Below are 25,415 nucleotides of genomic sequence, written 5' to 3' on the forward strand. Positions count from 1 at the left end.
GGAGCTTGCCCGCAGCCGGTCGCGTCGCGTCGTCTGCACGAGAGCGATCCTCACATTCCAGGACCCAGGAGACGAGAATGTCCGCTGTACCGAACGAAGTGATGAAATATGTCGCCGCCGAACGTGACGACGACCCGCAAGAAACCGTCGAGTGGCTGGAGTCGCTCGATGGCGTGATCTCCTCCGTGGGCACCGGCCGCGCGCATTACCTGATCGAAAAGCAGATCGAGTTCGCCCGCATGCACGGCGAGCACCTGCCGTTCTCCGCCAATACCCCGTACATCAACACGATCCCGGTCGCCGCACAGGCGAAGATCCCGGGCGACCAGGATCTCGAGCACCGCATCCGTTCGTACACGCGCTGGAACGCGCTGGCGATGGTGCTGCGCGCAGGCAAGGACACGAACGTCGGCGGCCACATCGCATCGTTCGCATCGGCCGCGACGCTCTATGACGTCGGCTACAACCACTTCTGGCACGCAGCGTCGGAGCAGCACGGCGGCGATCTCGTGTTCGTGCAGGGCCACTCGTCGCCGGGCGTGTACTCGCGCGCGTTCCTGCTCGGCCGCCTGAAGGAAGAGCAGCTCGACAACTTCCGCCAGGAAGTCGACGGCCAGGGCATTTCGTCGTACCCGCACCCGTGGCTGATGCCGGACTTCTGGCAGTTCCCGACCGTGTCGATGGGTCTCGGCCCGATCATGGCGATCTACCAGGCGCGCTTCATGAAGTACCTGCAGGCGCGCGGCATCACGAAGACGGAAGGCCGCAAGGTGTGGGCATTCCTCGGCGACGGTGAGACGGACGAGCCGGAATCGCTCGGCGCGATCGGGATGGCGAGCCGCGAGAAGCTCGACAACCTCGTGTTCGTGATCAACTGCAACCTGCAGCGTCTCGACGGCCCGGTGCGCGGCAACGGCAAGATCATCCAGGAACTCGAATCGGAGTTCCGCGGTGCCGGCTGGAACGTGATCAAGGTCATCTGGGGCAGCCGCTGGGATGCGCTGTTCGCACGCGACAAGTCGGGCGCGCTGATGCGCCGCATGATGGAAGCCGTCGACGGCGAATACCAGACGTACAAGTCGGAGTCGGGCGCGTTCGTGCGCGAGCACTTCTTCAACACGCCTGAACTGAAGGCGCTCGTCGCCGACTGGTCGGACGACGACATCTGGGCGCTGAACCGCGGCGGCCACGATCCGCACAAGATCTACGCGGCGTTCCAAGAAGCCACCAACACGAAGGGCGCGCCGACCGTCATCCTCGCGAAGACCATCAAGGGCTACGGGATGGGCGAGTCGGGCCAGGCGATGAACATCACGCACCAGCAGAAGAAGCTGCCGGTCGAGCAACTGAAGAAGTTCCGTGACCAGTTCCGCCTGCCGATCACCGACGAGCAGATCGCCGACGTGCCGTACCTGAAGTTCGAGGAAGGCTCGAAGGAACTCGAATACATGCGCCAGAAGCGCATGGACCTCGGCGGCTACCTGCCGCATCGCCGCGAGAAGGCGACGTCGCTGCCGGTGCCGGCGCTCGACGTGTTCGAGCCGCTGCTGAAGGGCACGGGCGAAGGCCGCGAGATCTCGACGACGATGTCGTTCGTGCGGATCCTGAACATCCTGCTGAAGGACAAGGCGCTGGGCAAGCGCATCGTGCCGATCGTCCCGGACGAATCGCGTACGTTCGGCATGGAAGGCCTGTTCCGCCAGATCGGTATCTGGAACCAGGAAGGCCAGAAGTACGTGCCGGAAGATTCCGACCAGCTGATGTTCTACAAGGAATCGGAAACCGGCCAGATCCTGCAGGAAGGCATCAACGAAGCGGGCGGCATGTGCGACTGGATCGCTGCGGCGACGTCGTACTCGACGCACGGCGAGATCATGGTGCCGTTCTACATCTTCTATTCGATGTTCGGCTTCCAGCGGATCGGCGACCTGGCATGGGCCGCGGGCGACATGCGTTCGCGCGGCTTCCTGCTCGGCGGTACCGCGGGCCGCACGACGCTGAACGGCGAAGGCCTGCAGCACGAAGACGGCCACTCGCTCCTGTGGGCGGCATCGGTGCCGAACTGCGTGAGCTACGACCCGACGTTCGGCTATGAACTCGCGGTGATCGTCCAGGACGGCCTGCGCCGCATGGTGGCGGACCAGGAAGACGTGTACTACTACATCACGGTGATGAACGAGAACTACGAGCACCCGGCGATTCCGCAGGGCGAGCACGTGGCAGCCGACATCATCAAGGGCATGTACGCGTTCAAGAAGGCCGACGCCGACAAGAAGGCGCCGCGCGTTCAACTGCTCGGCGCGGGCACGATCTTCAACGAAGTGATCGCTGCCGCCGACCTGCTGAAGAACGACTGGGGCGTCGCCGCCGACCTGTGGAGCGTGCCGAGCTTCACCGAGCTCGCGCGTGAAGGCCACCAGGTCGAACGCTGGAACCTGCTCCATCCGACCGAAGAGCGTCGTCTGTCGCACGTGCAGAAGTGCCTGAAGGACACGCAGGGCCCGGTCATCGCATCGACCGACTACGTCCGTGCGCTGGTCGACCAGATCCGTGGCCAGATCGATCGCCGCTTCGTCGTGCTGGGCACGGACGGCTTCGGCCGCTCGGATACCCGCGAGAAGCTGCGTCACTTCTTCGAGGTCGACCGTCATTGGGTCACCGTCGCCGCGCTCAACGCGCTGGCCGACGAAGGCACGATCGAGCGCAAGGTGGTCGCTGACGCGATCGCCAAGTACAACCTCGATCCGTCGAAGCCCAACCCGATGACCGTTTAACGCACACGCCGTGTGATGCCGCGCGCCGCTTCCGCGAGGAGCGCGCGCGGCCATGGAGACAGAAACAGATGAGTCAAGCGATCGAAGTGAAGGTGCCGGATATCGGCGATTACAAGGATGTGCCGGTGATCGAGATCGGCGTGAAGGTCGGCGATACCGTCGAACCCGAGCAGTCGCTCGTCACGCTCGAGTCGGACAAGGCAACGATGGACGTGCCGAGCCCGGTCGGCGGCGTCGTGAAGGAAATCAAGGTCAAGGTGGGCGATTCCGTGTCGGAAGGCTCGCTGATCATCCTGCTCGAAGGCGGCGCCGCGGCGCAGGCGAACGGCGCGGCCGCGCCCGCTGCTGCTCCGGCTCCGGCGGCAGCGCCGGCCCCGGCTGCTGCGGCACCGGCGGCCGCACCGGCTGCAGCCGGCGGCACGCTCGAAGTGAAGGTCCCCGACATCGGCGACTACAAGGACGTGCCGGTGATCGAGATCGGCGTGAAGGTCGGCGACACGGTCGAGAAGGAGCAGTCGCTCGTCACGCTCGAGTCGGACAAGGCGACGATGGACGTGCCGAGCCCGGCCGCCGGCGTCGTGAAGGATATCAAGGTGAAGGTGGGCGATTCGGTGTCGGAAGGCACGCTGATCGTGCTGCTCGAAGCCGCAGGCGCCACGGCTGCCGCACCGCAGGCGAGCGCACCGGCTCCGGCCGCTGCCGCCCCGGCGCCGGCACCTGCCGCCGCACCCGCGCAGGCCGCACCGGCACCGGCTGCTGCTGCGCCGGCTCCGGCCGCCGCGTCGGGCGAATACCGCGCCAGCCACGCATCGCCGTCGGTGCGCAAGTTCGCGCGCGAACTCGGCGTCGAAGTTGCACGCGTGCAGGGTTCGGGTCCGAAGGGCCGTATTACGAAGGAAGACGTCACGGGCTTCGTGAAGGGCGTGATGACCGGCCAGCGCGCAGCACCGGCCGCGGCAGCCGCGCCGGCAGGCGGCGGCGAGCTGAACCTGCTGCCGTGGCCGAAGGTCGACTTCTCGAAGTTCGGCCCGTTCGAGGCGAAGCCGCTGTCGCGCATCAAGAAGATCTCGGGCGCGAACCTGCATCGCAACTGGGTGATGATCCCGCACGTCACGAACAACGACGAAGCGGACATCACCGAGCTCGAAGCACTGCGCGTGCAGCTGAACAAGGAACACGAAAAGGCAGGCGTGAAGTTCACGATGCTCGCGTTCGTGATCAAGGCGGTCGTTGCTGCGCTGAAGAAATTCCCGACCTTCAACGCGAGCCTCGACGGCGACAACCTGGTGTTCAAGCAGTACTACCACGTCGGTTTTGCCGCGGACACGCCGAACGGTCTCGTCGTGCCGGTGATCCGCGATGCGGACAAGAAGGGTCTCGTCGATATCGCGAAGGAAATGGCCGAGCTGTCGAAGGCCGCACGCGACGGCAAGCTGAAGCCGGACCAGATGCAGGGCGGCTGCTTCTCGATCTCGTCGCTCGGCGGGATCGGCGGCACGAACTTCACGCCGATCATCAACGCGCCGGAAGTGGCGATCCTCGGGTTGTCGCGCGGCCAGATGAAGCCGGTGTGGGACGGCAAGCAGTTCGTGCCGCGCCTGACGCTGCCGCTGTCGCTGTCGTATGACCATCGCGTGATCGATGGCGCGGAAGCCGCGCGGTTCAATGCGTATCTCGGCGCGTTGCTCGCCGATTTCCGTCGCATCATTCTTTGATGAGCGGGGGAGCTCGCGGGGGCGTGGGTTTTTTGTTTGTTATCCGCGCCCTGTCGTTGAACCTGTTTCGCTAACGGTCTATTAGCGTCGCCCCTGCGCGGGGCGGCGGTCACTTTTCTTTGTCTTCCAAAGAAAAGTAACCAAAAGAAAGGCGCGTCCTTGGGCGGACGGCAAAGGTGGTGCTGCCCAAGGTCGCGTTTTCTTGTCAGGCCGTAGTCTCGGGTTCTTTTGCGGGTTTCTCCCCCTCTGTCTGCAGCTAATCAAGAAGGGGACAGTAATGAGTCTCATCGAAGTCAAGGTTCCGGATATCGGCGATTTCAGCGGCGTCGATGTCATCGAAGTCAACGTCAAACCCGGCGACGTGATCGAAAAAGAGCAGACGCTCATCACGCTCGAATCCGATAAGGCCTCCATGGAAGTGCCCAGCGACGTCGCCGGCACCGTCAAGGAAATCAAGGTCAAAGCCGGCGAGAAAGTCTCGCAAGGCACCGTCATCGCCATCGTCGAAGCCGCAGCAGGCGCCGCCGCTCCCGCGAAAGCAGCGGAACCGGCCAAGCCCGCAGCAGCTGCGCCGGCACCGGCCGCCGCCGCTCCGGCACCCGCGCCGCAAGCGGGCAGCTACGCAGGTGCCGCCGACATCGAATGCGACATGCTCGTGCTCGGCGCCGGCCCCGGCGGCTACTCGGCCGCGTTCCGCGCTGCCGACCTCGGCATGAAGACCGTGCTGGTCGAACGCTACTCGACGCTCGGCGGCGTGTGCCTGAACGTGGGCTGCATCCCGTCGAAAGCGCTGCTGCATACGTCGCTCGTCGTCGAAGAAGCCGCGGCGCTCGCGTCGCACGGCATCACGTTCGGCAAGCCGGAAGTCGATCTCGACAAGCTGCGCGACTTCAAGTCGGGCGTCGTCAAGAAACTGACGACGGGCCTCGCCGGCATGGCGAAGGCACGCAAGGTCGAAGTCGTCACCGGCGTCGGCACGTTCGTCGATCCGTATCACATGGAAGTGCAGGGCGAAAACGGCAAGAAGGTCGTCCGCTTCAAGCAGGCGATCATCGCGGCCGGTTCGCAATCGGTGAAGCTGCCGTTCCTGCCGGAAGACCCGCGCATCGTCGATTCGACCGGCGCGCTCGAACTGCGCCAGCAGCCGAAGCGGATGCTCGTGATCGGCGGCGGCATCATCGGCCTCGAAATGGCGACGGTCTACTCGACGCTCGGCGCCGAGATCGACGTCGTCGAAATGCTCGATGTGCTGATGAACGGCGCGGACCGCGATCTCGTCAAGGTCTGGGAAAAGTACAACGCGAAGCGCTTCGGCAACGTGATGCTGAAGACCAAGACGGTCGGCGCGGAAGCGAAGGAAGACGGCATCTACGTGACGTTCGAGGGTGAGAAGGCGCCGGCGGAGCCGCAGCGCTATGACCTCGTGCTCGTCGCGGTGGGCCGCAGCCCGAACGGCAAGAAGATCGGTGCCGACAAGGCCGGTGTGGCGGTGACGGATCGCGGCTTCATCGACGTCGACAAGCAGATGCGCACGAACGTTCCGCACATCTTCGCGATCGGCGATATCGTCGGTCAGCCGATGCTCGCGCACAAGGCCGTGCACGAAGGCCACGTCGCAGCGGAAGCCGCGCACGGCGAGAAGTCGTACTTCGATGCACTGCAGATCCCGTCGGTGGCCTACACCGATCCGGAAGTGGCCTGGGCCGGCAAGACGGAAGAGCAGTGCAAGGCCGAAGGCATCAAGTACGGCAAGGCCGTGTTCCCGTGGGCCGCTTCGGGCCGCGCGATCGCGAACGGCCGCGACGAAGGCTTCACGAAGCTGATCTTCGACGAGGAAACCCATCGCGTGATCGGTGGCGGCATCGTCGGCCTGAACGCGGGCGACCTGATCAGCGAAGTGTGCCTCGCCGTCGAGATGGGCGCGGACGCGGAAGACATCGGCAAGACGATCCATCCGCACCCGACGCTCGGCGAATCGGTCGGCATGGCCGCCGAGCTGTACGAAGGCGTCTGTACGGACCTGCCGCCGCAACGCAAGAAGTAACGCAGCCGGCACGGCCGGCAATCTGCCGGCCACGAAAAAACGCCGCCTCCCGGGCAATCCGGGCGGCGGCGTTTTCTTTTATTTGCGGCCGATGCTCAAACGACCGTTCGAGAACGGCCGGCAATGTGCCGGTTTCAGCGTGTTTCGGCACCAGAAACGAAAAAGCCGCGCTGGGCGCGGCTCTTTCAGGAGCAGGGGACGCTTACGCGGCCGGCTTGCTCGTACGACGTGCAGCAGCGGCGGTAGCAGCCTTCGTTGCGACGGCAGCAGCAGCGTTGAAGTTCGTTTCAGCGATTTCGACGGCTTGCTTCGCTGCCTTCTGAACCGTTTCGTACGTGGTGTTCGCAGCGTTCAGTGCCGACTTCAGTGCGGCGACAGCCGTTTCCGAACCGGCCGGGGCGTTCTTCGCGACGTTGTCGACGAGTGCCTGGACCTTCTTGTTCTGCTCTTCGAATTGCGCTTCTGCAACCTTCGCGAACTCGGCTTGCGTCGACGATGCGATTTCGTACAGGTGGCGGCTGTACGACAGGACCTTTTCCGCGGCCGGCTGCGACAGGCTGGCTTGCAGCGCGATCAGTTCCTGCGCGTCCTTCACCGACAGCAGGCGCTGTGCGTTTTCCTGGCCCTCTGCCAGCGTCGACTTCACGACTTGCAGGTTCAGTTCGATCAGCTTTTCGACGCCTTCGAACGCCTTGGCGGTCAGACCGAACAGGCTTTCGAGGTTGGCTTTCTGTGCAGCGGCGATTTGCTCGGGGGTCAGCAAGGACATGTCAAGCTCCTGAAAAGCGATCGTGTCGATCGCAGAGTGAAGGGCACTACGCTGGGGAATCTCGGATGTGCGTGCTTTGTGCAACGCAGCAATGAAGCGTATTTTAGGGCAGAGAAAATGGATGTCAAGTATTTTTTGTGCGTTGCACAATCGTGACAAATTATCGATAAAACAATGAGTTATCGTGGTCGTTCGGAATCGGTTTCAGGCGCGGTTCCCACATGGTGCGCACGGCTGCGGGGCAGGCGCGGCGCACCATGATCATGCACAGGTAAACCTGACAGGCCTGTGGAACGTTATCCTTCTGTTCCTGTCGAAAACGCGCCGTTTCGATGCGCGTACCGTGGCGACGTGCCGCCGCCACGGCCGAGACCGGCGCCCCTGGCACCCCGAGCGCCGGATACGTAGTTTCCCCGCTTTAAATCGCCTCCGAAGTGACGTTATCTCAATTAACCGTGTGTAATCGGGAGACGGGTACTGTCGGGCAGCGCATCCCATGAGTTTTTTCGATGGGGGCGGGAGGGTTCATTGGTCAGAGGTTGGCCGACCCTTACATTCCGGTTTAACGACGATCGGTAAGTGCCTAATATTGCTCTTTTTTTCAGCTTTAACTACACTTGCGGAAACCTCCCGCCCGCTTTGTCCAGACCCCAATGAAAGCCGAATCGTTTTCACCGCGCAGATTGTTGCAGAGCATGACGCTCGGCACGGCTGTGTCGGTCGCAGTCGCCTTGCTGGCGACCACCGCGTCCGTCGCGCCTGCTGACGCCTTTGCCGCCACTGCGAAGACCCAACAAGCCGCCAAGAAAAAGGCTGTCGCTCCTGCTTCGTCCGCGAAGAAGAAGTCGGCCAAGGCCAGCTCCGACAAATCCGCCAAGGTCGCGGCCGCAGACGCGCCGCGCGCGAAGGCTTCGCGCAAGCGCGTGACGCTCGCGTCGAACGTGCATGGCGGCCATCACGGCGCAGTCCGCAAGGTCGCGTTCCAGCCGCGCCGGCCGACCGTCGGCCAGGCTTTCGGCCTGCACGACACGCCGGACGCGCTCGCGCTGCGTTCGAGCGTCGCGTACGTTGTCGACCAGAATTCGGGCGAGCCGCTGTTCGACAAGAATTCGCACGCGGTCGTGCCGATCGCGTCGATCTCGAAGCTGATGACGGCGATGGTCGTGCTCGACTCGAAGACGCCGATGGCCGACCAGATCGAAGTCACCGACGAAGACCGCGACTACGAGAAGGGCACGGGCTCGCGCCTGTCGGTCGGTTCGGTGCTGTCGCGTGAAGACATGCTGCACATCGCGCTGATGGCGTCGGAAAACCGTGCGGCCGCCGCGCTGTCGCGTTACTACCCTGGTGGCCGTCCGGCGTTCATCGCCGCGATGAACGCGAAGGCGAAGTCGCTCGGCATGACCGACACGCACTTCGAGAATTCGACGGGTCTGTCGAGCTCGAACGTGTCGAGCGCGCGCGACCTCGTGAAGATGGTCAATGCGGCGTACCAGTACCCGATGATTCGTCAGTTCTCGACCGATCGCACCTACGAGGTCTATACCGGCAAGCGCAACCTGGTCTACAACAGCACGAACGCGCTGATCCGCGGTAACGGCTCGTGGGACATCGGTCTGCAGAAGACGGGCTTCATCAACGAAGCAGGCGAGTGCCTGGTGATGCAGGCGACGATCCACGGCAAGCCGATGGTGATGGTGCTGCTTGATTCGTTCGGCAAGTATTCGCGCTTTGCCGATGCGGCGCGCCTGCGCAACTGGCTCGATGCCGGCGGCGGCGAGCGCCTGACGGCTGCCAACACGCCGAACGGCGGGACCTGATCGCACGATGGCATGGCGGTTCGCCGCCACGCCGATGGCCGAAAAAAAAGCCCCGCAGTCGCGGGGCTTTTTCATTGGGCGCGCGGGAGCGGCTTACGCCTGCCGCTGCAGCCCGTCCGCATCCTTCGCGGGTGCCGGCCGGTAGCCGAGCGATTCCGAAATGGTGAGGGCCGTCCGGCTCAACTGGCCGAGCCACGCATCCTGGAGGCGATCGGCCGGTGCCGACAGCGACAGGCCCGCGACGAGCTTGCCCGAATCGTCGTAGATGCCGGCCGCGATACAGCGCACGCCGAGCTCCAGCTCCTCGTTGTCGCGTGCGCACGATTGCTGGCGGACGATCGTCAGCTCGCGCTCGAGCTTCGCGATGTCGGTGATGCTGTTCTGCGTATGGCCGGACAGCCCCGTGCGCGTCGCATAGGCACGCACGCGCGACGTTTCGTCGGCCGCGAGGAACAGCTTGCCGACCGACGTGAGGTGCAGCGGCGCACGGCCGCCGATCGCACGAACGACCTGCATCCCGGAGCGTTCCGAATACGCACGCTCGATGTAGACGATTTCGTCGCCCTGGCGCACCGACAGGTTCACGGTCTGCCCGGTGAGACGGTGCAGTTCGCGCATCGGCATCAGCGCCGCGTCGCGTACCGACAGGCGCGCCTTCACGAGGTTGCCGAGCTCCAGCAGCCGCATGCCGAGGCGGTACGTGCCGGGATCGGAGCGGTCGACGAGACGGCAGGTCACCATGTCGTTGAGGATACGGTGCGCGGTCGACGGGTGCAGCTCCGTCCGCTGCGCAAGCTCCTTCAGGCTGACAGGGTCGCTGTGCGCGGCGAGCGCGTCCAGCAGCCGCATCATGCGTTCGATCACCTGGATCGACGTTTTTGAATCCGGGGTGGGTTGGCTCATGTCGGGGGAGAAATCGGTTGACGCGTCAAGCGGTGTTGCAACGATTGTATCTCGTATCGTGAAAAAAGCGAACGCCGTTCGAGGAAACCCTCGTTTCGCGCAGTGCGGGCTTGCGTGCGAGCCGGCGTTGGTCTTGCCGGCCAAACGGCGGATAATGAGAGCCGTTTTCTCGAAGGAGCACGTATGCGAGTCGGTTTGTTCGTGACCTGCCTGGTCGATCTGATGCGCCCCGAAATCGGTTTTTCGGCGCTCAAGCTGATTCGCGACGCCGGCTACGAGGTGATCGTGCCGCCCGCGCAGACTTGCTGCGGCCAGCCGGCCTACAACTCGGGCGACCGCGCGCTCGCACGCGATCTCGCGGAAAAGACGCTGCGCGAGTTCGAGCAGTTCGATTACGTCGTCGCGCCGTCGGGCTCCTGCGGCGGGATGATCCGCGCGCACTACGGCGACCTGTTCCGCGACGACCCCGAACTGATGGGGCGCTACACGCGGTTCCAGCAGAAGGTCTATGAACTGACCGATTTCCTGGCGAACGTCGCGAAGGTGTCGCTCGCGCCGGGCGAATTCCCGGGGCCCGTCACCTACCACGATTCGTGCTCGGGCCTGCGCGAGCTCGGCGTGAAGGCGCAGCCGCGCGCGCTGCTCGCGCAGCGTGGCATCGCCGTCACCGAGATGAAGGACTGCGAGCACTGCTGCGGCTTCGGCGGCACGTTCGCGGTCAAGTACGGCGACATTTCGGCGGCCATCGCGGACGAGAAATGCGCGAACGTGCGCGCGTCCGGTACGGGCGCCGTCGTGCTCGGCGATCTCGGCTGCATGCTGAACATCGAAGGGCGGTTGCGCCGCACCGGCGACCGCGACACGCGCGTGCTGCACGTCGCGCAGGTGCTGGCGGGCGACGTCTGACGCCCGGTTCCGCTCACTTTTCCCCGATACCGCGATGCAAGTCCAATCGATGCATTTCAAGGCGCGCGCCGGCCAGAAGCTGGCCGACCAGCGCCTGCAGCAGAACCTGAAGAAGCTGTCGACGAAGTTCGTGTCCGCGCGCGCCGACGCGATGACCGCGATCGACTTCCCGGCCACGCGCGCCGCGCTGAAGGCCCGCCGCAACCGCGCGCTGGAGAACCTCGACGTGTGGCTCGAGGCGTTCGAGCGCGAGGCGACGCGGCGCGGCACGACGGTGCTGTTCGCCGAAACGACCGCGGATGCCGCGCGGCTCGTGGCCGACATCGCGCGCCGTCACGACGTGAAGAAGGTCATCAAGACCAAGTCGATGGTGTCGGAGGAAATGCGCCTGAACGCGGTGCTCGCGGAAATGGGCGTGCAGTCGATCGAGACGGATCTCGGCGAGTACATCCTGCAGATCAACGACAACGAGCCGCCGAGCCACATCATTGCGCCCGTCGTGCACAAGGACAAGGACGAGATCGCCGACCTGTTCGCGCGCACGCACCATCGCGAGCGGCTCACCGAGATTCCGGACATGACGCGCGAGGCGCGCGAGGTGCTGCGCCCGCATTTCATGTCGGCCGACATGGGTGTGACGGGCGGCAACTTCGTGATCGCCGAGACCGGTTCGGTGGCGATCGTGACGAACGAAGGGAACGAGGGCATGAGCACGGTGATGCCGCGCGTGCATGTGGCGGTGACGGGCATCGAGAAGGTGCTGCCGACGCTCGAGGATCTCGCGACCGCGATGCGCCTGCTGCCGCGCTCCGCGACGGGGCAGAAGACGTCGAACTATTTCTCGCTGCTGACCGGGCCGCGCGGGCCGGGAGACGAGGACGGCCCCGAGCACAACTACGTGGTGCTCGTGGACGGCGGCCGCACGGGGCTGATCGGCGGCGAATTCCAGGAGATGCTGCGCTGCATCCGCTGCGGCGCATGCATGAACCATTGTCCGGTTTACCAGAAGGTCGGCGGCCACGCGTATGGCTGGGTCTACCCTGGGCCGATGGGGTCCGTGCTGACGCCGAGCTACGTCGGGCTCGATCGCGCGCTCGACCTGCCGCAGGCGGCGACGCTCTGCGGGGAGTGCGACAGCGTGTGCCCGGCCGGGATTCCGTTGTCGCACCTGTTGCGCACGCTGCGCGAGAAGCAGGTCGAGCGGCACTTGCGGCCGTGGCGCGAGCGGGCGGCGCTCGCCGCATGGGGCTTCGTCGCGCGCCGGCCGATGCTGTACGCGCTGACGACCAAGCTCGCGGTGCGCATCCTCGAGCGGCTGGGCAGCAACGGCGGCACGCTGCGGCGCCTGCCGATGATGAGCGGCTGGATGGATACGCGCGACATGCCGACACCGACCGGGCGCACGTTCCGCGAACTGTACGCAGCGTCGCAAAGCCACCTCGGCTGACGACTGTTCATCCGGCGGCAACAGTGCGTTCGCTATTTGTATATTTATCTCGATAGGTGCGGTCTATAGAATCCTGTCTGTAGTCCCCGGAATTGGGTTTCGGGGTACGAGGTCAAGGAGGTCCGCATCATGAAAAAGACAATATCGATGTACTGGCCGCTGGCAATCGTCGTTCCGCTGGCTGCGGCTGCCTATCTGCATGCGATGGCCGATGCGCCGTCGCGTGGTCCGCTCGCCGTTCACCAGGCATCCGCCGAGCTGGCGCGCGCGGTGTCGTTCGGGCTGGTCGACGACACGGCGAAGCCGCTGCCGGCGGCATCCGGCGATGTCGTGCTCGCGGCGCCGAAGGCGCTGTAAGGCATGACGCCGTCGCTTTGCGCGGCGGCGCGATTTCGGCTGCCTTTGTATAATGGCGTGTTCTTCTCCGACGCGGCTCGCCGCGGCTTTCCGATAGTGCGATGACCCGCGTTTCGATCTGTTTCGTCTGTCTCGGCAACATCTGCCGTTCGCCCACTGCGGAAGGCGTGATGCGTCACCAGGTCGACGCGGCCGCGCTGGCGGACCGGATCGCGATCGATTCGGCCGGCACCGGCGACTGGCATGTCGGCGAGGCGCCCGATACGCGTGCGCAGGCTGCCGCTCGCGGCCGTGGCTACGACCTGTCGGCGCTGCGCGCACGACAGGTGAGCGCGGCGGATTTCGAGCGCTTCGACCTGCTGCTCGCGATGGACGAGGCGAATCTCGCGGAGTTGCACCGTCGCTGTCCGCCGCAGCATCGCGACAAGGTGCGCCTGCTGATGGAGTTCGCGCCGGATTCGACGGAAACCGAAGTGGCCGATCCGTATTTCGGCGGTGCGCAGGGCTTCGAGCAGGTGCTCGATCAGGTCGAGCGCGCATGCGCGGGCCTGCTGGAGACGCTCCGGGCCCGCACCGAGCGCTGATCGCGCGGAATTCAGCGGTCTGCGAATACCCTTTCAAAGACATGGATACTTGACTAAATTCGTCAAATATTTATACTTGACCAAAATCGTCAAGATTGCAGTCCCCTAGACACCATGAGACTCACCACCAAAGGCCGTTTCGCCGTCACGGCGATGATTGACTTGGCACTGCGCCAGGAGCAGGGCCCGGTGACGCTTGCAGGCATCAGCCAGCGCCAGCGGATTTCGCTCTCGTATCTCGAACAGCTGTTCGGCAAGCTGCGCAGGCATGAAATCGTCGAATCCGTGCGCGGCCCGGGCGGCGGCTACAACCTCGCGCGTCGCGCGCAGGACGTCACCGTTGCCGACATCATCATCGCGGTCGATGAACCGCTCGACGCCACGCAGTGCGGCGGCAAAGGCACGTGCGACGGCTCTAAGCAGCCGGACGGCCATTGCATGACGCACGAGCTGTGGTCGACGCTGAACCAGAAGATGGTCGAATACCTCGATTCGGTGTCGCTGCAGGATCTCGTCGATCAGCAGCGCGCTCGCGAGGGCGCCCCCGCGGTGCTGCGCGACCGTCGGACGCCGGAGCCCGTCGCGGCCCCGGCCGAGCCGGTGCGCACGATGCCGCTCGGCCCCAACTCGGTGTTCAACATCGCGAGTTCGTGAGCGCGAAGGCGCCGCCATACCCCATAACGTACATAGTCCCTGCACAGAATTCCCGGAGCGACAGATGACCCAAGACACTCTCCACCTGCCCATCTACATGGATTACAGCGCGACGACGCCGGTCGATCCGCGCGTGGTCGACAAGATGGTGCCGTACCTGCGCGAGCAGTTCGGCAACCCGGCGTCGCGCAGCCACGCGTATGGCTGGGACGCGGAGCGTGCGGTCGAGGAAGCGCGCGAGAACGTGGCCGCGCTCGTGAACGCGGATCCGCGCGAGATCATCTGGACGTCCGGCGCAACGGAATCGGACAACCTCGCGATCAAGGGTGCCGCGAACTTCTACAAGGGCAAGGGCAAGCACATCATCACGGTGAAGACCGAGCACAAGGCCGTGCTCGATACCTGCCGCGAGCTCGAGCGCGACGGTTTCGAAGTCACCTACCTCGACGTGAAGGATGACGGCCTGATCGACCTCGACGTGTTCAAGGCCGCGCTGCGCCCGGACACGATCCTCGTGTCGGTGATGCACGTGAACAACGAGATCGGCGTGATCCAGGACATCGAGACGATCGGTGAAATCTGCCGCGAGAAGGGCATCGTGTTCCACGTCGACGCCGCACAGTCGACCGGCAAGGTCGTGATCGACCTCGCGAAGCTGAAGGTCGACCTGATGTCGTTCTCGGCGCACAAGACCTACGGCCCGAAGGGCATCGGCGCGCTGTACGTGCGTCGCAAGCCGCGCGTGCGCATCGAAGCGCAGATGCACGGCGGCGGCCACGAGCGCGGCATGCGTTCGGGCACGCTGGCGACGCACCAGATCGTCGGCATGGGCGAAGCGTTCCGCATCGCACGCGAAGAAATGGCGACGGAAAACGAGCGCGTCCGCATGCTGCGCGACAAGCTGCTGCGCGGCCTGTCGCAGATCGAGGAAACGTACGTGAACGGCGACATGGAGCGCCGTGTCCCGCACAACCTCAACATCAGTTTCAACTTCGTCGAAGGCGAGTCGCTGATCATGGCGATCAAGGACGTCGCGGTGTCGTCGGGCTCCGCATGCACGTCGGCGTCGCTGGAGCCGTCGTACGTGCTGCGTGCGCTCGGCCGCAACGACGAGCTGGCACACAGCTCGATCCGCTTCACGGTCGGCCGCTTCACGACGGAGCAGGAAGTCGATTTCGTGATCAACCTGCTGAACAGCAAGATCGCGAAGTTGCGCGAACTGTCGCCGCTCTGGGAAATGCACCAGGAAGGCATCGATCTGTCGACGATCGAATGGGCCGCACACTGAGCGCCGGATTGAACATACCCGCGGGCGGATTCGCGCACGCAGACGTAACGAGTCAAGGAGTCTGAGTCATGTCTTACAGCAACAAGGTTCTGGATCACTACGAAAACCCGCGCAACGTCGGTTCGTTCGCGAAGGACGACGACACGGTCGGCACGGGCATGGTCGGCGCGCCGGCCTGCGGCGACGTGATGAAGCTGCAGATCCGCGTCGGCGCGGACGGCGTGATCGAAGACGCGAAGTTCAAGACCTACGGTTGCGGTTCGGCGATCGCATCGAGCTCGCTCGTCACCGAATGGGTGAAGGGCAAGACGCTCGACGAAGCACTGTCGATCAAGAACACGCAGATCGCAGAAGAACTCGCGCTGCCGCCGGTGAAGATTCACTGCTCGATCCTCGCGGAAGACGCGATCAAGGCAGCCGTGGCCGACTACAAGAAGCGTCACGACACCAAGGAAGGCGATCAGGCAGCAGCCTGAGCGGCATCGAGCGGCTTCAGAAGGAACGCGGCGGGCCCAGGTGGCGCGCCGCGGCAAGGACATCATGGCAATTACACTGACCGAAAAAGCAGCACAGCACGTCCAGAAATACCTCGTCCGTCGCGGCAAGGGTATGGGCCTGCGGCTTGGCGTTCGCACGACCGGGTGCTCGGGGCTCGCGTACAAGCTCGAGTATGTCGACGAGCTGGCTCCCGAGGATCAGGTGTTCGAGAGCCATGGCGTGAAGGTCATCGTCGATCCGAAGAGCCTGGCCTACATCGACGGTACCGAGCTCGACTTCGCACGCGAAGGCCTGAACGAAGGGTTCAAGTTCAACAACCCGAACGTGAAGGACGAGTGCGGCTGCGGCGAATCGTTCCGCGTGTGACCACGCGAATCACCGCGCGATGCGGGCAAGAGGCGGCACGGGCCGCCTTTTTAATGTGCGGCGTTTGCCGCGCGACGAACCGGAATTGAACGCGACGATGGTCTCGCTGAAAGACAGCCATTTCGACCTGTTTCACCTGCCGGCGCAATTCGCGCTCGACGAGACGGCGCTCGACGCCGCCTATCGGACGGTGCAGACGCAGGTGCATCCGGACCGCTTCGCGGCGGCCGGCGACGCGCAGAAGCGCATCGCGATGCAATGGGCAACCCGCGCGAACGAGGCGTACCGCACGCTGCGCGATCCGCTGAAGCGCGCGTCGTATCTGCTGTCGCTGCGCGGTGTCGACATCGGCGCGGAAAACAACACCGCGATGGAGCCTGCGTTCCTGATGCAGCAGATGGAGTGGCGCGAAGGCATCGAGGATGCCGCGGCCGCCCGTAACGTCGACGCGCTCGACGCGCTGCTCGCCGAATTGCGCGAAGAGCGGCGCGTGCGTGTGGAGCGTCTCGGCACGCTGCTCGACAGCGGCGCCGATCAGGCGGCCGCCGAGGCCGTGCGCCAGCTGATGTTCATCGAACGGGTCGCGTCGGAAGTGGGCGCGCAGATCGAGCGTCTCGAAACTTAACCGCGTGCCTTGCGGCACGCGCAGCAAACGGGCCGAGCGCCCGAACGAACCAAGATGGCTTTACTGCAAATTTCCGAACCGGGCATGGCGCCGGCGCCGCATCAGCGGCGACTCGCCGTCGGGATCGATCTCGGCACGACGAACTCGCTCGTCGCGGCCGTGCGCAACAGCGTGCCCGAAGTACTGCCGGACGAAGCCGGGCGCGTGCTGCTGCCGTCGGTGGTCCGCTATCTCGAGAAGGGCGGCCGACGCATCGGCCACGAGGCGAAAGAGCAGGCCGCGACCGATCCGCGCAACACGATCGTGTCGGTCAAGCGCTTCATGGGCCGCGGCAAGGCCGAGGTCGAAGGCGCGGCGAACGCACCGTACGAATTCGTCGATGCGCCGGGCATGGTGCAGATCCGTACCATCGACGGCGTGAAGAGCCCGGTCGAAGTGTCGGCCGAGATCCTCGCGACGCTGCGCTATCGCGCGGAAGATTCGCTCGGCGACGACCTGGTCGGCGCGGTGATCACGGTGCCCGCGTATTTCGACGAAGCACAACGCCAGGCGACCAAGGATGCGGCGCGCCTCGCGGGCCTCAACGTGCTGCGCCTGCTGAACGAACCGACCGCTGCCGCGATTGCCTACGGTCTCGACAACGGGTCCGAAGGCCTCTACGCGGTGTACGACCTCGGCGGCGGCACGTTCGACCTGTCGATCCTGAAGCTGACGAAGGGCGTGTTCGAAGTGCTGGCCGCGGGCGGCGATTCCGCGCTCGGCGGCGACGATTTCGACCATGCGCTGTTCGATCACGTGCTCGCGCAGGCCGGCATCGATGCGAAGTCGCTCGCGCCCGAAGACGTGCGCCTGCTGCTCGACCGTGTGCGCGTGCTGAAGGAAGCGCTGTCGTCCGCGCCGCAGGCGTCGCTCGACGTCACGCTGTCGGGTGGCGCGCACCTCGTGCAGACGATCTCGCACGACACGTTTGCGTCGCTCGTCGAGCCGCTCGTGCAGCGCACGCTCACGCCGACCCGCAAGGCACTGCGCGATGCGCAGGTGACGCCGGCGGATATCAAGGGCGTCGTGCTCGTCGGCGGCGCGACGCGCATGCCGGTGATCCGCGACGCAGTCGCGAAATACTTCGGCCAGCCGCCGCTCGTGAACCTCGATCCCGACCAGGTCGTCGCGCTCGGCGCGGCGATCCAGGCCGACCTGCTCGCAGGCAATCGCGGTACCGGCGACGACTGGCTGCTGCTCGACGTGATTCCGCTGTCGCTCGGTGTCGAGACGATGGGCGGCCTCGTCGAGAAGATCATTCCGCGCAACTCGACGATTCCGATCGCGCGCGCGCAGGAATTCACGACCTTCAAGGACGGCCAGACCGCGATGGCGATCCACGTCGTGCAGGGCGAGCGCGAGCTCGTCGCCGACTGCCGGTCGCTTGCGCGTTTCGAGCTGCGCGGCATTCCGCCGATGACGGCCGGCGCCGCGCGCATTCGCGTGACCTACCAGGTCGACGCGGACGGCCTGCTGTCGGTGTTCGCCCGCGAGCAGCTGTCGGGCGTCGAGGCATCGGTTGTCGTGAAGCCGTCGTACGGTCTTGCCGACGACGACATCGCGAAGATGCTCGAGGACAGTTTCAAGACCGCTGAAATCGACATGCGCGCCCGCGCGCTGCGCGAAGCGCAGGTCGAGGCCGAGCGGATGCTCGAGGCGACGCAGGCCGCGCTGGCGGCCGACGGCGAACTGCTCGACGCGGACGAACGCACGCAAGTCGACACGTTGGCCACGGCGCTGCGCGCGGTGGCGCAAGGCGACGATACGAACGCGATCGAAGCGGCGACCAAGGCGCTGGCCGACGGCACCGACGAATTTGCCGCGCGCCGGATGGACAAGAGCATCAAGCGCGCGCTGTCGGGCCGCCGGCTCGACGAGATCTGAACTCACGAACTGCGCATCGGCCGGCGACGGCCCGCGCGATAATGAACCGTGCGGCGCATGGCGCCGCACCCTGACTGACGGAACGGACATGCCTCAACTGGTGGTGCTGCCTCACGTCGAACTGTGCCCGGACGGCGCAGTGATCGACGCGACGCCCGGCAAGAGTATCTGCGACAACCTGCTCGAACACGGGATCGAGATCGAGCATGCATGCGAGAAGTCGTGCGCGTGCACGACGTGCCACGTGGTGATCCGCGAAGGCTTCAACGATCTGACGCCGTCCGAGGAGGACGAGGACGATCTGCTGGACAAGGCGTGGGGCCTCGAGCCGACGTCGCGCCTGTCGTGCCAGGCGCTCGTGAAGGAAGATTCGGACCTGGTGGTCGAGATTCCGAAGTACTCGATCAACCACGCGAAGGAAAACCACTGACAGGAACCGGAGGCAGGCGATGAAATGGACCGATTCGCGTGAACTAGCCATTGCGCTGGCGGACAAGTACCCGGACATCGACCCGCAGCGGATCAACTTCGTCGACCTGCGCCAGTGGGTGCTCGAGCTCGACGGCTTCGACGACGATCCGAAGCATTCCGGCGAGAAGATCCTCGAAGCGATCCAGGCCCACTGGATCGACGAATCGGACTTCGACGACGAAGACTGAACCTGGCGGGCGCCCCGACGGCGCAGACGGCCGGCAATAAAAAACGGCTCGTGAGCAATCGCTCACGAGCCGTTTTCGTTTTCAAGCCGGTTACCCGCGAACGTTACACGGGCAGGGGCGTCACGCGATCACGCGCCGACCAGCGTGCCGTTCTCGATCCGCACGCGCTGGCCCTGGCCGAACGGCGGCTGCTGATTGCGGTACGTGAACGTGCGCGTCGCGCCGCTCTCCATCTGCACTTGCACCTGGTAGTCCGTTTCCGCGCGAACCTGCTTCTCGACCTGGTTGCCGGCGAGACCGCCGCCGAGTGCGCCGATGATCGTCATCGCCGTGCGGCCGTTGCCGTTGCCGAACTGGTTGCCGAGCAGGCCGCCGGCTGCTGCGCCACCCACGGCGCCGATCCCCGAGCTCTGACCCGGCGTGCGCGTCTGCGTGATCGCGACGACCGTGCCGCAGCTCTGGCAGTAGGTCTGCGCGGGTGCCGACGGCTGCTGTGCGTATTGCGGCGGCTGCGGGGCCGTGGTGTGACGGCGATGCGGCGCGGCCGGACGCGGCGCGGGCTTCGGCTCGGCCTGCGCGACGGCGGCGGCCTTCTGCTGCGCGGCGGCCTGTTCGGCCGCCTGCTGCTTGGCCTGGGCGGCCAGCGCGGCGCTGGCGGCCGCGGCCGTATCGACGGCCGGCTGCGATGCGATCAGCGCGGCCTGGGTCTGGCCGTTCTGTTCGTTGCTGCTGCTGGCCTTCGGGAACACGCCCGTGATCGCGGCCGTCGCCGCGAGGCTGGCGACGATGACGGCGCCGGCGGCGGTGGCGATGAGCGGGTGGAGGCGTTGCTTTTGCGGCGTGGTCTGATTCTGGTTGTCCATTTTTTTCTCCGATGTCGATCCGGATCGGCACTGCGGCGCCGGGCCGGATCCCACGCTGCGGGCTCGCGCAGACTTGGCGTTCCTGCGCCTTGTTCTGGTCCCGTGGTCATGCGTGGTGACGCAAGAGGAGTGTCGTTCACCGGCAAGCGGCGCGCCGTATCAAGGTGTAACGAATTGCAGCGGGCCGGCGGCGGTCATGACAGGGAAAACCCGGAGAAGGCCGTCGCGACGAGGGGATAAAACGGGGAGGGATCGAAAGCCGGCGGACGCCGGCTGGCGGGATTTACGCGTCGTTACAAAGCTGACGCGTGCGCGCCGCAGGGCGCGGCGCACACGCGGGCGCAGCGATCAGTCTTCGCGGCGCAGATGCGGGAACAGCAGCACGTCGCGGATCGTCGGGCTGTCGGTCAGCAGCATCACGAGACGGTCGATGCCGATCCCGCAGCCGCCGGTCGGAGGCATCCCGTATTCGAGCGCGCGGATGTAGTCGGCGTCGAAGAACATCGCTTCCTCGTCGCCTGCATCCTTCTGCTCGACCTGCTTCTTGAAGCGCGCGGCCTGGTCTTCCGGATCGTTCAGCTCCGAGAAGCCGTTCGCGATTTCGCGGCCGGTCATGAACAGCTCGAAACGCTCGGTGATGCCCGGCACCGTATCCGATGCACGTGCGAGCGGCGACACCTCGACCGGGTAGTCGATGATGAAGGTCGGCTCCCACAGCTGCGCTTCGGCCGTTTCCTCGAACAGCGCGAGCTGCAGCGCGCCGGTACCCGCGTTCAGGAACGCCGGCTGCGCCACGTCGACGCCGAAGCGCTTCAGTTCGGTGCGCAGGAACGCGTCGTCCGACAGCTGGCCGGCGGTGTAGTCCGGCGCGTACTTCTGGATCGCCTGCGTGATCGTCAGGCGGTGGAACGGCTTCGCGAGGTCGAGCTCGCGGCCCTGGTACTGGATCGTCGCGGTGCCGAGCGCATCGATCGCCGCCTGGCGGATCAGTTGCTCGGTGAAGTCCATCAGCCAGCGATAGTCGGTGTACGCGGCGTAGAACTCCATCATCGTGAATTCCGGGTTGTGACGCGGCGACACGCCTTCATTCCGGAAGTTGCGGTTGATTTCGAACACGCGTTCGAAGCCGCCGACGATCAGGCGCTTCAGGTACAGCTCCGGCGCGATGCGCAGGAACATCTGCATGTCGAGCGCGTTGTGATGCGTGACGAACGGCTTCGCGGCCGCGCCGCCCGGGATCGGGTGCAGCATCGGCGTCTCGACTTCCATGAAGTCGGCGTTGTCCATGAAGTTGCGGATCGACGCGATCGTCTTGGTGCGGGCACGGAACGTGTCGCGCGTTTCCGGCGTGACGATCAGGTCGACGTAGCGCTGGCGGTAGCGCATTTCCTGGTCGGACAGGCCGTGGAACTTGTCCGGCAGCGGGCGCAGCGCCTTCGACAGCAGGCGCAGTTCCTTGCACTGGACCGACAGCTCGCCCTTGTTGGTGCGGAACAGCACGCCGCGCGCGGCGACGATGTCGCCGAGGTCCCACTTCTTGAATGCGTCGTAGGTTTCCGCGCCGACGTCGTTCGGCGTCACGAAGAACTGGATCTGGCCCGAACCGTCCTGCACCGTCGCGAAGCTTGCCTTGCCCATCACGCGCTTGAGCATCATGCGGCCAGCCACGGCCACCTCGACCTGCTTCTCTTCGAGGGCGGCCTTGTCCGAGTCGGCGAAATCCGATTGCAGATCGGCTGCGTGATGCGTCGGGCGGAAATCGTTCGGGTAGGCGACGCCTTGCTCGCGCAACGCGCGCAGCTTCTCGCGGCGCTCGGCGATGATCTGGTTTTCGTCCGCGGTGACGGCGGGCTGCGTTTGGGTCGGTTCGGTCATGATGGTCGGAATTCGGAGTGGGTGCGGCAACGCAAACGGGAAGGGCAAGGGGGCGCGACCCGGCCGGGTCGCGCCACGGCGCTTACACGCCCTGTTTGAGGCTCGCGCTGATGAAGTCGTCGAGGTCGCCGTCGAGGACAGCCCTCGTGTTGCTCATTTCGACGTTCGTGCGCAGGTCCTTCACGCGGCTCTGGTCGAGCACGTACGAACGGATCTGGTGGCCCCAGCCCACATCGGTCTTGCTCGATTCGAGCTTGTCCTGTTCGGCCTGGCGCTTGCGCATCTCGACTTCGTACAGGCGCGATTTCAGCATCGCCATCGCTTCGGCGCGGTTGCGGTGCTGCGAGCGGTCGTTCTGGCACTGCACGACGATACCGGTCGGCATGTGCGTGATCCGCACCGCGGAGTCGGTCTTGTTGATGTGCTGACCGCCCGCGCCCGATGCGCGGTACGTGTCGATGCGCAGGTCGGCCGGGTTGATCTCGACTTCGATCGAGTCGTCGATTTCCGGATAGACGAACACTGACGAGAACGACGTGTGGCGGCCGCCCGACGAGTCGAACGGTGACTTGCGCACGAGGCGGTGGATGCCCGTTTCGGTGCGCAGGAAGCCGTATGCGTATTCGCCTGTGACCTTGACCGTCGCGTTCTTGATACCGGCGACGTCGCCGTCGGAATCTTCGAGCACCTCGGCCTTGAAGCCCTTGCGTTCGCAGTAGCGCAGGTACTGGCGCAGCAGCATCGACGCCCAGTCGCACGCCTCGGTGCCGCCGGCGCCGGCCTGGATGTCGATGAAGCAGTTGTTCGGGTCGGCCGGGTTCGAGAACATCCGGCGGAACTCGATGTCACCGACGCGTGCCTCGAGCTTCGCGGCGTCGTCTTCCGACGCGACGAGCGTGTCCTCGTCGCCTTCCTCGCGGGCCAGCTCGAACAGGTCGAGTGCGTCGCGCAGGTCGCTATCGAGCACGGTGAGCGTCGTGACGACGCCTTCGAGCAGCTTCTTCTCGCGACCCAGCGCCTGGGCGTTCTTCGAATCGTTCCAGACGTTCGGGTCTTCGAGTTCCTTGTTGACTTCGGTCAGACGCGCAGCTTTGGCGTCGTAGTCAAAGATACCCCCGGAGCTCGCCCGCGCGGTTGCGCAGGTCGAGCAGGGAGCTTTCGATCGCGTTGAGACGTTCCGCTTCCATGATCGTTCGCTTTTCTTGCTTCGTAAAAAAGCGGAATTATAGCCGATCGGCAGGGTTGCCCGGTGACGCAGACGGTGCTCGCACGCGCGCCGCGGCCCCGTCCGGCGCGGTGCGCATGCATCGGCGGGCATCGCGGGCCGGGCGGCCCGGGCTCAGCCGGCCGCGTGTTCGACGATCAGCTGGACGCGCGTGACGCCGTTCCACGTATCGGCGACGAGGCGGTACGCGACCAGCGCGCTCGCCGGCAGCGGCTCCGTGTGGTTGAACCAGATCGCGTTGAAGCGCTGGCGGCCACGCGCGAGCTGCAGTTTCAGATGCTTTTCCTTCACGAGCGACTGCGACACGACGTCGAATTCGCCCGAGAAAAGCGGGGCCGGAAACCCTTGCCCCCAGACGGCCTCGTCGAGCAGCCCGACGAACTGCGGGGTGAAGTACGCGTCCTCGAGTTCGCCGTCGGTCTCGATCACGCGGGCCAGTGCGTCGTCGGACAGCCATTCGCGCGCGACTGCCTCGAACGCGGCGGCGAAGCGCGGCACGTTCTCGGTGTCGAGCGTGAGGCCGGCCGCCATCGCGTGGCCGCCGAACGCGACGATCAGGTCCGGTTCGCGTTTCGACACGAGGTCGAGCGCGTCGCGCAGGTGGAAGCCGGGAATCGAGCGGCCCGATCCCTTGACCCGCTTGCCTTCCTCGTCCGCGTGCGCGAACGTGAACGACGGACGGTGGAATTTTTCCTTGAGCCGGCCGGCGACGATGCCGATCACGCCCTGGTGCCACTCGGGGTTGAAGAGGGTGATCGTGCACGCGTCGGCCGGGTCGACGTCGGCGAGATCGGCGAGCGCCTGCTGCTGCATGCCGGCCTCGATCTCTCGGCGCTCGCGGTTCATCACGTCGAGCTGCTGCGCGAGATCCCACGCGCGACCAATGTCGTCGGTGATCAGGCACTCGATCCCGAGCGACATGTCGGAGAGCCGCCCGGCGGCGTTCAGGCGTGGGCCGAGACCGAAGCCGAGGTCGAAGCCCGACGCCGTGCGCGCTTCGCGCGCGGCGGCGCGGAACAGCGCGGCGACGCCCGGTTGCATGCGGCCGTTGCGGATGCGCTGCAGCCCCTGCGCGACGAGCACGCGGTTGTTGCCGTCGAGCCGCACGACGTCGGCGACGGTGCCGAGCGCGACGAGGTCGAGCAGGCCGTCGAGGCGCGGCTCGGCTTCCTTGCTCGCGAACGCGCCGCGGCGGCGCAGCTCGGCGCGCAGCGCGAGCAGCACGTAGAACATCACGCCGACGCCGGCGAGGTGCTTGCTCGGGAACGCGCAGCCGGGCTGGTTCGGGTTGACGATCGCGCGCGCGGTGGGCAGCGCGTCGCCGGGCAGGTGGTGGTCGGTCACGAGCACGTCGATGCCGCGTGCGTTCGCGGCTTCGACGCCCGCGACGCTCGCGATCCCGTTGTCGACGGTGATCAGCAGGTCCGGCTTGCGCGCGGCCGCGAGTTCGACGATCTCGGGCGTGAGGCCGTAGCCGTATTCGAAACGGTTCGGCACCAGGTAGTCGATCTGCGCGCCGAACATCCGCAGGCCGCGCACCGCGACCGCGCAGGCGGTCGCGCCGTCGCAGTCGTAGTCGGCGACGACGAGCAGCCGCCGTTTGTCGGCGATCGCGTCGGCGAGCAGCGCTGCCGCGTCGGCGCAGCCTTTCAGCTCGGTGGGCGGAACGAGCCGCGCCAGCGCGGTTTCGATGTCGGCAGGGGACTGCACGCCGCGCGACGCGTACAGGCGCGCGAGGACGGGGTGCAGGCCGTGGCGCGCGAGCACTTCGGCGTCGGCGGGCGCGACGGGGCGGGTAACGATCCGGGTCATTCGGGGTCTGCTTGTTATTCGAACAGGGAGGCAAGCGCACGGCGGCGCCAGAACTTGCGCAGGTCGCCGCGCGTCGCGTGCAGCGTCACGGAACTCGTGTCGCCGCACAGCGTGATATCGACGCTTGCGAGCTCGCCGTTCTGCAGCGCGGCGAGGGCGGGCGCGAACCAGTCGCGCTCGAGCGCGGCGAGTCCGTCGTGCCAGCGCGCCCAGTCCTGCTCGATGAACGGGGTGGTCAGCACGGGCAGGTCGACGAGCGTCGCGCCGTCGGCGGCGGGCAGCGCGCCGAACGCGGCCGGCGGCGCACC

22 protein-coding genes and 1 pseudogene are annotated in these 25,415 nt (G+C 65.7%); 16 read left to right on the forward strand and 7 right to left on the reverse strand.

What is annotated here, in order from left to right; translation table 11 throughout:
• Positions 1-77: 77 nt before the first annotated feature.
• The 3 genes from aceE (at position 78) to lpdA (ending at position 6,533) form a co-directional block, all read left to right on the forward strand.
• Positions 78-2,774, forward strand: a complete 2,697-nt coding sequence (aceE, locus tag BDI24065_RS19775) for a pyruvate dehydrogenase (acetyl-transferring), homodimeric type (protein ID WP_175032685.1) — start codon at positions 78-80, stop codon at positions 2,772-2,774.
• A 68-nt stretch (positions 2,775-2,842) separates the two neighbouring features.
• Complete coding sequence (aceF, locus tag BDI24065_RS19780; RefSeq protein ID WP_175032686.1) at positions 2,843-4,489, forward strand: dihydrolipoyllysine-residue acetyltransferase; 1,647 nt, start codon at positions 2,843-2,845, stop codon at positions 4,487-4,489.
• Between the two features lie 277 nt (positions 4,490-4,766).
• On the forward strand, positions 4,767-6,533 hold the full coding sequence (gene lpdA, locus BDI24065_RS19785; protein ID WP_175032687.1) for a dihydrolipoyl dehydrogenase: 1,767 nt from the start codon (positions 4,767-4,769) through the stop codon (positions 6,531-6,533).
• A 202-nt stretch (positions 6,534-6,735) separates the two neighbouring features.
• Here the strand turns inward: lpdA and BDI24065_RS19790 are convergent, their stop codons facing one another.
• A complete protein-coding gene (locus BDI24065_RS19790; RefSeq protein WP_174918823.1) occupies positions 6,736-7,302 on the reverse strand; it encodes a phasin family protein in 567 nt (188 codons plus the stop codon).
• Positions 7,303-7,955: 653 nt separating this feature from the next.
• Between BDI24065_RS19790 and pbpG the strand changes: the two genes are divergently transcribed.
• A complete protein-coding gene (gene pbpG, locus BDI24065_RS19795) occupies positions 7,956-9,122 on the forward strand; it encodes a D-alanyl-D-alanine endopeptidase (protein WP_175032688.1) in 1,167 nt (388 codons plus the stop codon).
• A gap of 93 nt (positions 9,123-9,215) precedes the next feature.
• Here the strand turns inward: pbpG and BDI24065_RS19800 are convergent, their stop codons facing one another.
• Positions 9,216-10,025 (reverse strand): IclR family transcriptional regulator, encoded by an 810-nt coding sequence (locus tag BDI24065_RS19800; RefSeq protein WP_034183553.1) that lies wholly within the window; start codon positions 10,023-10,025, stop codon positions 9,216-9,218.
• A 183-nt stretch (positions 10,026-10,208) separates the two neighbouring features.
• Here BDI24065_RS19800 and BDI24065_RS19805 point away from each other — a divergent pair, with 183 nt between their 5' ends.
• The 12 genes from BDI24065_RS19805 (at position 10,209) to iscX (ending at position 19,332) form a co-directional block, all read left to right on the forward strand.
• A complete protein-coding gene (locus tag BDI24065_RS19805) occupies positions 10,209-10,931 on the forward strand; it encodes a (Fe-S)-binding protein (RefSeq protein ID WP_175032689.1) in 723 nt (240 codons plus the stop codon).
• Between the two features lie 34 nt (positions 10,932-10,965).
• On the forward strand, positions 10,966-12,378 hold the full coding sequence (locus BDI24065_RS19810; RefSeq protein ID WP_175032690.1) for a lactate utilization protein B: 1,413 nt from the start codon (positions 10,966-10,968) through the stop codon (positions 12,376-12,378).
• Between the two features lie 129 nt (positions 12,379-12,507).
• Positions 12,508-12,735, forward strand: a complete 228-nt coding sequence (locus BDI24065_RS19815) for a hypothetical protein (protein ID WP_175032691.1) — start codon at positions 12,508-12,510, stop codon at positions 12,733-12,735.
• 101 nt (positions 12,736-12,836) lie between these two features.
• Complete coding sequence (locus tag BDI24065_RS19820; protein WP_175032692.1) at positions 12,837-13,319, forward strand: low molecular weight protein-tyrosine-phosphatase; 483 nt, start codon at positions 12,837-12,839, stop codon at positions 13,317-13,319.
• A gap of 114 nt (positions 13,320-13,433) precedes the next feature.
• Positions 13,434-13,973 carry a Fe-S cluster assembly transcriptional regulator IscR gene (iscR, locus tag BDI24065_RS19825; protein ID WP_009691731.1) on the forward strand — a complete coding sequence of 180 codons (540 nt, stop codon included), beginning with the start codon at positions 13,434-13,436 and terminating at the stop codon, positions 13,971-13,973.
• A gap of 64 nt (positions 13,974-14,037) precedes the next feature.
• Complete coding sequence (locus BDI24065_RS19830) at positions 14,038-15,261, forward strand: IscS subfamily cysteine desulfurase (RefSeq protein ID WP_174918529.1); 1,224 nt, start codon at positions 14,038-14,040, stop codon at positions 15,259-15,261.
• A gap of 68 nt (positions 15,262-15,329) precedes the next feature.
• The gene (gene iscU / locus BDI24065_RS19835) at positions 15,330-15,737 is read left to right on the forward strand and encodes a Fe-S cluster assembly scaffold IscU (RefSeq protein ID WP_006481982.1); all 408 of its coding nucleotides are present in this window, start codon (positions 15,330-15,332) and stop codon (positions 15,735-15,737) included.
• Between the two features lie 64 nt (positions 15,738-15,801).
• Positions 15,802-16,125: an iron-sulfur cluster assembly protein IscA gene (gene iscA / locus BDI24065_RS19840; protein ID WP_012492710.1), complete on the forward strand. Its 324-nt coding sequence runs from the start codon at positions 15,802-15,804 to the stop codon at positions 16,123-16,125.
• Between the two features lie 97 nt (positions 16,126-16,222).
• Positions 16,223-16,750, forward strand: coding sequence for a Fe-S protein assembly co-chaperone HscB (gene hscB / locus BDI24065_RS19845; RefSeq protein ID WP_042973645.1), 528 nt, complete (start codon positions 16,223-16,225; stop codon positions 16,748-16,750).
• 54 nt (positions 16,751-16,804) lie between these two features.
• Complete coding sequence (hscA, locus tag BDI24065_RS19850) at positions 16,805-18,673, forward strand: Fe-S protein assembly chaperone HscA (protein WP_175032693.1); 1,869 nt, start codon at positions 16,805-16,807, stop codon at positions 18,671-18,673.
• Positions 18,674-18,761: 88 nt separating this feature from the next.
• Positions 18,762-19,103 (forward strand): ISC system 2Fe-2S type ferredoxin, encoded by a 342-nt coding sequence (gene fdx / locus BDI24065_RS19855; protein WP_122945786.1) that lies wholly within the window; start codon positions 18,762-18,764, stop codon positions 19,101-19,103.
• Between the two features lie 19 nt (positions 19,104-19,122).
• Positions 19,123-19,332 (forward strand): Fe-S cluster assembly protein IscX, encoded by a 210-nt coding sequence (gene iscX, locus BDI24065_RS19860; protein WP_034183561.1) that lies wholly within the window; start codon positions 19,123-19,125, stop codon positions 19,330-19,332.
• A 128-nt stretch (positions 19,333-19,460) separates the two neighbouring features.
• On the opposite strand, the gene BDI24065_RS19865 is transcribed toward iscX, so the two are convergent.
• From BDI24065_RS19865 to BDI24065_RS19885, 5 genes and pseudogenes are all read right to left on the reverse strand, one after another.
• Positions 19,461-20,195: a glycine zipper 2TM domain-containing protein gene (locus BDI24065_RS19865; RefSeq protein ID WP_175032694.1), complete on the reverse strand. Its 735-nt coding sequence runs from the start codon at positions 20,193-20,195 to the stop codon at positions 19,461-19,463.
• Positions 20,196-20,543: 348 nt separating this feature from the next.
• Positions 20,544-22,070 carry a lysine--tRNA ligase gene (gene lysS / locus BDI24065_RS19870; RefSeq protein ID WP_175032695.1) on the reverse strand — a complete coding sequence of 509 codons (1,527 nt, stop codon included), beginning with the start codon at positions 22,068-22,070 and terminating at the stop codon, positions 20,544-20,546.
• An 82-nt stretch (positions 22,071-22,152) separates the two neighbouring features.
• Positions 22,153-23,257 (reverse strand): peptide chain release factor 2 gene (gene prfB / locus BDI24065_RS19875; RefSeq protein WP_122945782.1). Its coding sequence is split into 2 segments (ribosomal slippage): positions 22,153-23,175 and positions 23,177-23,257, totalling 1,104 coding nucleotides; the frame shifts between segments, so codons are not numbered across the junction.
• 152 nt (positions 23,258-23,409) lie between these two features.
• Positions 23,410-25,107 (reverse strand): single-stranded-DNA-specific exonuclease RecJ, encoded by a 1,698-nt coding sequence (gene recJ, locus BDI24065_RS19880; RefSeq protein ID WP_175032696.1) that lies wholly within the window; start codon positions 25,105-25,107, stop codon positions 23,410-23,412.
• Positions 25,108-25,121: 14 nt separating this feature from the next.
• Positions 25,122-25,415 (reverse strand): annotated as a pseudogene (locus tag BDI24065_RS19885) (regulator); the annotation flags it as partial.

The organism is Burkholderia lata (genome assembly GCF_902499025.1).
Classification (GTDB): domain Bacteria; phylum Pseudomonadota; class Gammaproteobacteria; order Burkholderiales; family Burkholderiaceae; genus Burkholderia; species Burkholderia lata_C.